The sequence below is a fragment of the Carboxylicivirga agarovorans genome, from assembly GCF_050589845.1.
GTDB lineage: Bacteria > Bacteroidota > Bacteroidia > Bacteroidales > Marinilabiliaceae > Carboxylicivirga > Carboxylicivirga agarovorans.
The window spans coordinates 106,489-115,403 of sequence record NZ_JBNGPA010000019.1 but is presented as its reverse complement, the minus strand read 5'-3'; the positions used below and the strand labels follow the sequence as shown (position 1 = coordinate 115,403).

6 protein-coding genes are annotated in these 8,915 nt (G+C 41.1%); 1 reads left to right on the top strand and 5 read right to left on the bottom strand.

The features are described 5' to 3' along the window. Window positions 1-261: 261 nt before the first annotated feature. Window positions 262-1,569, bottom strand: coding sequence for an L-fucose:H+ symporter permease (gene fucP, locus ACRD69_RS17310; protein WP_430816381.1), 1,308 nt, complete (start codon window positions 1,567-1,569; stop codon window positions 262-264). Window positions 1,570-1,586: 17 nt separating this feature from the next. Next, window positions 1,587-2,021, bottom strand: coding sequence for an L-fucose mutarotase (gene fucU, locus ACRD69_RS17305; protein WP_430816380.1), 435 nt, complete (start codon window positions 2,019-2,021; stop codon window positions 1,587-1,589). Window positions 2,022-2,146: 125 nt separating this feature from the next. Between fucU and ACRD69_RS17300 the strand changes: the two genes are divergently transcribed. After that, window positions 2,147-2,452, top strand: coding sequence for a helix-turn-helix domain-containing protein (locus ACRD69_RS17300; protein WP_430816379.1), 306 nt, complete (start codon window positions 2,147-2,149; stop codon window positions 2,450-2,452). Between the two features lie 237 nt (window positions 2,453-2,689). On the opposite strand, the gene ACRD69_RS17295 is transcribed toward ACRD69_RS17300, so the two are convergent. From ACRD69_RS17295 to ACRD69_RS17285, 3 genes are all read right to left on the bottom strand, one after another. After that, the gene (locus ACRD69_RS17295; protein ID WP_430816378.1) at window positions 2,690-3,019 is read right to left on the bottom strand and encodes a PQ-loop repeat-containing protein; all 330 of its coding nucleotides are present in this window, start codon (window positions 3,017-3,019) and stop codon (window positions 2,690-2,692) included. 288 nt (window positions 3,020-3,307) lie between these two features. Beyond that, window positions 3,308-5,977 (bottom strand): outer membrane beta-barrel protein, encoded by a 2,670-nt coding sequence (locus tag ACRD69_RS17290; RefSeq protein ID WP_430816377.1) that lies wholly within the window; start codon window positions 5,975-5,977, stop codon window positions 3,308-3,310. Window positions 5,978-6,115: 138 nt separating this feature from the next. Continuing rightward, a complete protein-coding gene (locus ACRD69_RS17285; protein ID WP_430816376.1) occupies window positions 6,116-8,902 on the bottom strand; it encodes a T9SS type A sorting domain-containing protein in 2,787 nt (928 codons plus the stop codon). Window positions 8,903-8,915 lie beyond the last annotated feature (13 nt).

The window sequence follows — 8,915 nt, the reverse complement described above, 5'->3', positions numbered from 1 at the left end:
ATTTAATACTTCCTCTGCTCTTTTTTCAAGCCTATAATCAGATAAAAAGCCTTTGAAATAATTATCGTATCCCTTGTGTATCATACACTAAAGATACTAAATATAATTATACATATGAAATATTAAGGCGGTTTAATTTATTGAACTATAGTGCATTAACTAATTGCATTAGTCAAATATGTGTTTAACAATAATGCGTATAAAGAGTAGCTTTTTGTAAGGAGGAGAGCTGATTTACATGATGCATAGATCTATACGTTTTTAAAACTTCTTTTCGAACACAATTGGGCTCTGCCTTAAATTCAATTTAAAGGATAGACGACCATAGTTTGCAATTACCACAAAACACAGCAAAGGCAAAATAAATGAAGCATTTACTGCTGGTAAATACCCCACGCTTTCAAGGTCGATTATCATCGCCTGCAGCACAGGCATTATAGCGCCACCTACAATAGCCATTATAAGACCAGCTGAACCCATGCTAGTATCTTTACCAACGTTACCCAAGGCTATACCATAAATTGTTGGGAACATTAATGACATGAATATTGATGTTGCCACCAAGAAATATAAACCAGGAAAACCAACAATAAATATTGCCCCAGCTGTTGTTACAATACCTCCTAAAGCAAACCACATCAATAATTTACTTGCATTAACATATTTCAAAATCAGGGTACTTGCCAAACGACTCGCGATAAAAAGACCCATGGCCCACATATTGTGGTACTGACCAGATTCTTTTGATAAGCCAAGGTTTTCAGCGTATTGAATGATAAATGTCCAACACATAATTTGGGCAGCCACATAAGCAACCTGAGCGATCACACCATTTCGGTATACCTTGTTTTTAAGCAAACGTTTTATTGACTGCCAGGGGTGTAATTCCTTCTGATGAGCGGTATCCGGCATTTTAGCAACTGCGATGATCACTAACATTATTAATACAACAATACCCAATACCACATAAGGATCGCGAATAACGGCCAAGTCGTGCAGGCGATCAGCAGCCTTGGTCATTTCATCTAAAGTAGTAAACTCTACCCCATGCTTATCTGCCTCCAAATTTGCCAACACAACTTTTGCTGCCACAATCATTCCAATAAATGATCCCATCGGGTTAAAGGATTGTGCCAGGTTTAGTCGTCGCGTCGCTGTACTGGCAGAACCTATGGAAAGTATAAACGGATTAGCTGTGGTTTCTAAGAAGGCCAGACCAAAAGTTAATATATACAAGGAGCCTACAAAGAAGCCAAACATTTGATATTCGGCTGCCGGGTAAAATAATAATGCTCCGGTAGCATATAAACCCAGCCCTAATAATATTCCTTTTTTATAGCTATACTTTTGCGCAAACAATGCTGCCGGTATAGCCATGGTTGCGTAACCGCCATAAAAAGCAAATTGAATAAGAGTTGCTTTGGTATGTGTCAACTCCATTACCGTTTTAAAAGCTGCCACCATCGGGTTGGTAATGTCATTGGCAAATCCCCATAAGGCAAATAAACTTGTTATAAGGATAAAGGGAACCAGGTATTTTTTTTCAACTATTTTTGGATTTTTAGTCATGTTCAGGTTATTAATAATTAACTCACAGGCGTTACTCCTTTTTTGAGTATAATATTTCCATATTTGGCTGTTTTGCCGGTCATTACCACGGCAAATGCATTGCGGGCTTTTTCATAGAATTCAAATCGGCCAATACGTTCAATGGGCGCTATGTCAGGATTGGTTTTACGGATGGCTTTCAAGTACGCTTCTTCCACCGCCGGATCTAACTGATCGCCCTCAACCGCAGCCATCATTGTCAAAGGAGCAGGCACATAGGCATCCAACTCAAACAATGGCAAAACAGCTTCCAACAGATCGGCTACCTTAAGGCCGTCTGCCCTTATTACCCTTTCATTAAGACTTTCGCCCGGGAAGTGGGCATCTGCGAAAATTATCTCGTCTCCGTGTCCCATTCGTGCCATAGCCTCAAGCAGCTGAGGACTTATAAGTGGTGATATTCCTTTTAACATCTCTGATCATTCTTTTTTAACATACTTGACTGTTACATCTTCTTATTTGCAAGATACTTTTTATAAATTGATTCATAAATAATTGTTTTGCCTGAAGGGTAATTCACTTTTTTATTATAGTTGATGTGATCAAACACATTGAAAGTCATCTGACTGATGATTTAAGTAACCCTCAACTGGCTGAAGATGCCAATATGGCTACCAATGCCTTTACCCGACTATTTGCCCGGGAAACCTGCTTGCCACCTCAGAAATATGTCAAAAAGAAACACATTGACAAAGCCTGCATCCTGCTTCACCACTCAACATTATCAATAGAAGAAATAGCAACGGCCTGTGGTTTTGCCGACCGTTATCATTTTACACACATCTTTAGCCAGGTTACCGCATACTCGCCAGCTAAATACAAGAAAGATTTCAGGATCAAATAAGGAAGCTGAGTGTGGTTTATTACTAAGCTCTGAACAGGAGTAACAAAGCTTATGCATACATTGCAATATTCAGTACGTAAGGAGCAAATCTTCCGTACGTAAAGAAAAAAAATTCCGTACCTAAGGAAAATTATTTCCTTGCGTATGGAATTTTCATAGCCTGAGGCACGCGAACACAACCCAGCCTAAACACTCAATACCAGCTAATTACCAACTCATCCGTTTAGCTGTACAACATTACACGCCCTGGTTCTTTAGAACCTTATTTAGAATCAGCTTTAACCAGGTGGTTTTTGTGGCATAGTGGTACTTGGCATAAAGCAAATAGAACAGCAGAAAGAGGTTGAATATATAATTAAAATATAACGGAATGTGATAAATGCCTGTAACAATATCTCCGTACAAGATATAGGTCAATGTGAATACTTCACCCAGGAACCAAAGCCACAGAAACAACTCACTTAAATCATCAGATTTCTTAGTTCTGTAGGTATGTATCGCTTGAGGAAGGGCGCAAACAGCAAATAAAATACTGCCCAGCCAACCAATCATTTCATTATAAACCATTGACCTTTATTTCTTGTTATCGTTCTGCTTAAACGATCGCGAAAATAAGCTAATGTGTTGAATTAATTTCCTTTTATTACGATTTTCTGCACGCTCGCAATTATCATTTTCTCTTTGAAAATATTGACTGACATTCACAGCTTAGCTCAACTATGCGTACCTTACAAAGACCAACAATCTAGAGTGGTATAGAAAAAAAACAGAGACTCACCAGGTAAACCAACTGCAAGGTCTTTAATTGACATTCGTAACACTTTTAAGGTATTCAATTGGCGACAAGCGATCTTGCTAGATTTTATACACAAAACTAAACAGGTAAAACTGATTCAATGTGGGGCTATAGGATTCAGAAATGGAGAATTCATCCACGCTTCTTCTTAATTCATCCTGGTTATTGGTCATGTCATAGGCTGTGAGTATGATCTCTCCCTTATTACTTTTAAAGAGCTTTGAACTGATGGCCAGGTTGAGGTTCAGGCGGCTGTTGCTGTCTAAGTTGCCCGAGGCGCCTGTATAGTTATAGTTGGTATTGGTTTTAAAAATAAACTTCCTGTAAAAATTATAATACAGGTTGAGCCCACTGCTTTGTGTAAAGTAGTTGGATTGAGAACTGGCACCGCCACGGTTATCAACCATTGAATAATTGCTGGATGTGCGGATGGTAAAATCAATCTTTTCACTGATATTGGAACTTAACACAAAGCTTTGGGTCAGGTTTAAGCGCTTGGAATGATCCACTACCCCATTGATAAGGTTTGGCATACGGGTATAATTGGTAGCTGTGCTAATATTAAGTTTAGACTTCAGTTTATTAACCGGCAGCCCTGCTGTAAAATTGAGTCCCAGGCGATAATTACCATCAAGGTTAACCGGTTGGCTAAATTGTCCGCCGGCAGGCAAAAAGTATTCCTCCAGGACAACTGTATCGTTTTGCGCCACCACACGGTTTTGTGCGACCATATCATTGGTTAGACTGGCATTGAAATTCAAGGAGGTAAAGAGGCCTTTCTCAGGGTTTGAGCGACGCATGGATACCTTGGCCCGGTGTTGGCTCGATGATTTCAGCTTAGGGTTACCTGTGGAAATATTTAAGGGGTTACTGATATCGACCACATCCTGCAGGCTTCGCAAGGAGGGGTTACGGCTCGACATGCCATAACTGGCCTGCCAATTGATCTTCTTACTCTGTTTAAAGGAATATTTAAGCTGCGGTTCGATAAAGCGAAAGGTTTCCTTGAGTTGCTCTGTTTCAGGGAAGACCTCTTCACTTTGCAGGGTATTTTGCGAGAGTGACAGCCCCAGGTAAAGCTTTGTCTTCTCTCCCCCCGTTTTAAAAGCCAGGCGTGCCCGCTGTGATGTACTGATATTGTTGAAATCACTTGACGTTAAGCTATCTAAGCGACTGTAGCTCTCTGTATCTTCGTCGTATTCGAAGCTTTGCTTTTGCGATTGCCCATTGCGCTGGCTAATGGTGTAACCAATATTTACATGGCTGTATTCGCCTATTGCATGGTTATAGGTCAGACCGGCATTTATAGTATTGCCTTCACCCTTGCTCCTGGACTGCTGGTTGATGGCCTGCACCTGTTCTCCGTCACTATTGATGGTCTCTGACCATTGGGTGCCCAGACCTGTATTCTCAGATACATTAGCCCTGACATTGGCCGATAAGGCACTGCCTTTTTCATTTAAGCGATGAATCAGATTGACCTGTCCGCCAAAGCTGTTTGATTCACCCGCATTAGTATTGACACCGGTGTTCTTATTCAGTAAGGTACCATCCATGTAGGTCTCAGCTGTGCTAAGACCTTTACTCTCCGTTGTATTTTGAGCCATATTGGCCGATACGCTGATTTTAAAGACCTCACTGGCCTCTTTAGACCAGCTCAGTCCGGCATTATGCCCTTTGTTATCGCTGTTGCTGCGGCGCTCGTTACTGTTATATTGACCGGCAAGTGCACCGGCCACATATTCGCGTGAATTACTGCTGTAGTTCTCGCTTTGGTTATTGGTAAAATTATAGCGTGCATTAATATCATGCCGGCCTGTATAGCCATAATTAGTCCCCAGCCGGGTCTGTTGAATGTCATTACCCGATATGGTCCCCCCGGCACCTCCCCGGTTGATCTTCACCGGAGCATTCACATTGTTATGGCGACCATTCAGGTTAAAGCGGTGCGTCTCACTGTAGCGGTTGAGTTTACCCTCACCCACATAGCGGTCGTCTTTACCGTAACCGGCAGCTACTTCGCCCACCAGCATGGAATTCTTTTGGTTTTTGGTAATGATATTGATCGTTTGCCCGCCATTCATATCTTCAAAGCCCGAGTACTTAGCCTCATCGCTTTTGTACTGGAACACATCAATCTTTTTGATCATATCGGGTGGGATATTTTCCAGTGCCTCTTTCACATTATTGCCAAAAAAGCGTTTACCATCCACCAATATTTCTTTAATGGTATCACCCATGGCCATCATCTTATCACCATCGGTATAAAAACCCGGCATCTTCAACAAAAGATCGCTGGTGGTGGCATCCAGGCTTACTTTGTAGGCTTCGGGGTTATAAACGAGGGTATCGCCCCGTTGAAAGGTGGGTGCCAGGTTACTTACCACCTGTATTTCATCCAGCATCTCATGGTCTTCAATTAAGATGATGGTTGGCAGTTGCAGAACTGAATCCTTTACTTCGATGGTCTTCTTATAGGGTCTGAAACCCATAAAAGATACCTGCAAAGCATGGGTTCCGTGTGTCACCTCCAGGTTATACAAACCATCCATGGAAGTAATGGTACCCTGGGGTGGCAGCGAATCATTGAGGGCTTGTAACAATACTGTAGCTCCGGGTAAGGGCAAACGCTCTTTGGCATCGATTACCAAGCCACTGACCTGAGATGATTGGGCCATGGTCATTTGCCAGGTGAGTACCAGGCTCAATATGGTGATGATTCGCTTCATTTTTGATGTATTTAAATTGAAATGACAAGCGGCACTTCCTTTGAAGTGCCGCTCGTTCACAACCTAACCAAACTTTAGTTTGAATAACCAACTATTTGCATTTCCGGCGACAAACTAAAGTTATACTCAAACCAAAATCTATCTTTTTATCACTTTCGTGTACTGTACCATTTCAGCTCCGCTTAAGAACTGAACCACATACATACCTGCCGGTAAGTCATCAGTTGAAACAGTAGCCTCTGTACCTCTTAATTCAACAGTACGTACCACAGCACCAGTGATGCTGTAAATAACCGCACGGTCAACATCTTGTGTATTGCTGAAAGTCAATGACCTTGTAAATGGATTTGGTGAAACAGTCACAATTTGTGCTGGTTCTGCCATTTCGTCTTCAATATCAGTAGCTGTTTCATCATAATAATAAGACCATGCAGTACCTACTCCTGTATAAATTGCATTATCTGCTTTTTCTCCAACTAATAAATAGTCTCCATCTAAAGCAACGCTATACCCAAAATGGTTACTTGCTGCTAAAGTTGGAGAAACTAGCTTCCATGTTTCAGTATTGGAAGCTAACCAGCCTCCAACAGGCTCTTCGAATATATATACAGATCCTGCTTGTGTAGTTCCATTTTCAGTTGACCAGTGGTCGCCGATGACAATTCTACCTGATGAGGCATCAATGGCTTTATCTCCAAATGCAGCGGGTGTATTTGATGCAGATGGTTTAAAAACAATATTGCTAACGATCTCACCAGTCCAACCACCTACAGGCATTTCAAACAGGTATACTTCTTGTTTGTCATTGCTAAGGAGTATTTGCTCCCCTTCCAATTCAAGACCTTGACCTAAGTAAACATTGTGAGCCTCAGGGGTAGGTCCTGCTAACACGGCTGATTCAGAAGAATTAGCAGTTGACCATGAAACATCTGACTTTGTAAACACAAATCCTGCTCCAGATCTTACCCAATTATCTACTGTATTTTCAATACTATGTCTAGCAGACGCTGCGACTATAACGTTGCCTTCTATTTCAACTCCATAGCGACCTAGCTCTTCACCTGCAGCTACTGGCGTATGGTATAATTCATTTACCTGAGTCCATGCATTACTTTCTTTCTCAAAAACATAGATAGCTCCATTATCTGTATACTCTGTGGTTTCAATAGTAATGTGCTTATCATATGCAGCAACAGCTATTGCTATTCCATCGGTAGCTACCTGAACACCGAATTGGTCATTGGCAGCACCATTGCTTGCAGTTAAAATAGCTGTTTCATTAGCATTGGACCAAGTACCATTTTTTTCATATACAAAGGCTGCACCCACTTTATCACCCGAAGCGTTTACATAAGAGGAAGCACCAACAACAATAACATCACCCTTAATAGCAACAGAATTACCAAAACCATAATTACCAGCAGCAGCAGCACTAGGTGTAAGGGCGGCAATCTTAGCCCAGTCATCTCCAGTTCGTTCCAGTACATAAACCGTTTCTGGATTTCCAGGTGCACCTACAACTGCAAATGAGCCATCGATATCCATTGAATAACCATAGTTTTCATTCATATTGGTAATGGTAACATCTGATATGGCACTAGCAGTTGGTGTATTATTATCGACCCATGTACCGGTTCCTGGTTTAGCATATGAAAATGTTTTTCCAATCTTTAGAACACCCGAATCATCTGTATCATCAAAGTCAGGAGCACCAACTACAATGGTATTACCATCAAATCCAGTAGAAGCACCAAATTTAGCCGTTGAAGCTAATCCATCAACAGACAAAGTCGCACTTACTGTTTCATGTGAAGTTGTCCAGGCACCATCAACTGGTCCCTCAAAAATATAAGCAGAATTTAAAGAGGAAACACCAACAACCACAACATCTCCTTTAACATCAAATTTTGTCGCAAATTTTTGTCCAGAAACAGGCGTAGGAGCAGTTAGAATGGCTGTTTCATAAGTATATTTATCCGTTTCGCTGGTAGCATCATTAAATACAGCATCAGTTCCATAAACTAGGATAGCTCCCTCATTATCTGTACCATCAAGTGGATTTGGATCTATGTTATAATTCATAGCTCCCACATAAATGACACCATTTGAAATCGCAACAAACGACCCCAGATTATTATAGTCATCAATAACTGTATTCCGTAAAATATGATTGGCACCTGCCATATCAGTCCACGTGTCACCAGTACGTTTGAAAACAAATGCTTCACCAGCCTTTCCTTCTGTTGCTCCGTCTACAGTCACATTTGACCTTTGCGCTCCCACAACAATAATATCGTCTTCAATGGCTACCGCTGAACCAAATTGACTTGTAACTGAACTCGTTTCAGTCAAAGTTACTGGCACGATAGACGTCGATGCCCATGAATCAGATACGCTCTTTTGATAAACAGATACCGCACCATTTTGATTCTGCCAAGCACCTTGTGCACCAATAACTAAAACTTCATCTGTTAATGCTACGGAAGATCCAAAGTAATTGTTATTAGTATTTTTAAACACTACTGTTGCTTCAGCCATATCAGACCATTCTGCACCTTGCTTTTCATAAATTAGCACCGCACCAGCATTGGAATTCATTGCCATATCCGCAATAGCAATAACATCTCCGTTAATTGCTACAGCATTTGCAAAACCGGAGCTGCTTGGCGTTTCAGAAGTGGATAACTGTGCAATAGTTGACCATACCCCCGATTCGTACTTTTGTACATATACTTCTTTTAAAGCAGTAACCACTACAGCGTAGTTACCGTCAACAGCAATAGCAGTACCAAATTTTGTATTTACTACAGGTATTGCTGTATCCCAGGTATCAGGTACAGTGTTACCATTATCAACCCAGCCCTGAGCATTTACGCCGGCAAAAGTAGCCAGCATCATTAATAAGATTAGTAGATTTCTTTTCATAATTTAATATTTA

Bases quoted from the DNA above. Each gene is read 5' to 3' on its own strand.
- fucP (WP_430816381.1), bottom strand. From the start codon at position 1,569: ATGACTAAAAATCCAAAAATAGTTGAAAAAAAATACCTGGTTCCCTTT.
- fucU (WP_430816380.1), bottom strand. From the start codon at position 2,021: ATGTTAAAAGGAATATCACCACTTATAAGTCCTCAGCTGCTTGAGGCT.
- ACRD69_RS17295 (WP_430816378.1), bottom strand. From the start codon at position 3,019: ATGGTTTATAATGAAATGATTGGTTGGCTGGGCAGTATTTTATTTGCT.
- ACRD69_RS17290 (WP_430816377.1), bottom strand. From the start codon at position 5,977: ATGAAGCGAATCATCACCATATTGAGCCTGGTACTCACCTGGCAAATG.
- ACRD69_RS17285 (WP_430816376.1), bottom strand. From the start codon at position 8,902: ATGAAAAGAAATCTACTAATCTTATTAATGATGCTGGCTACTTTTGCC.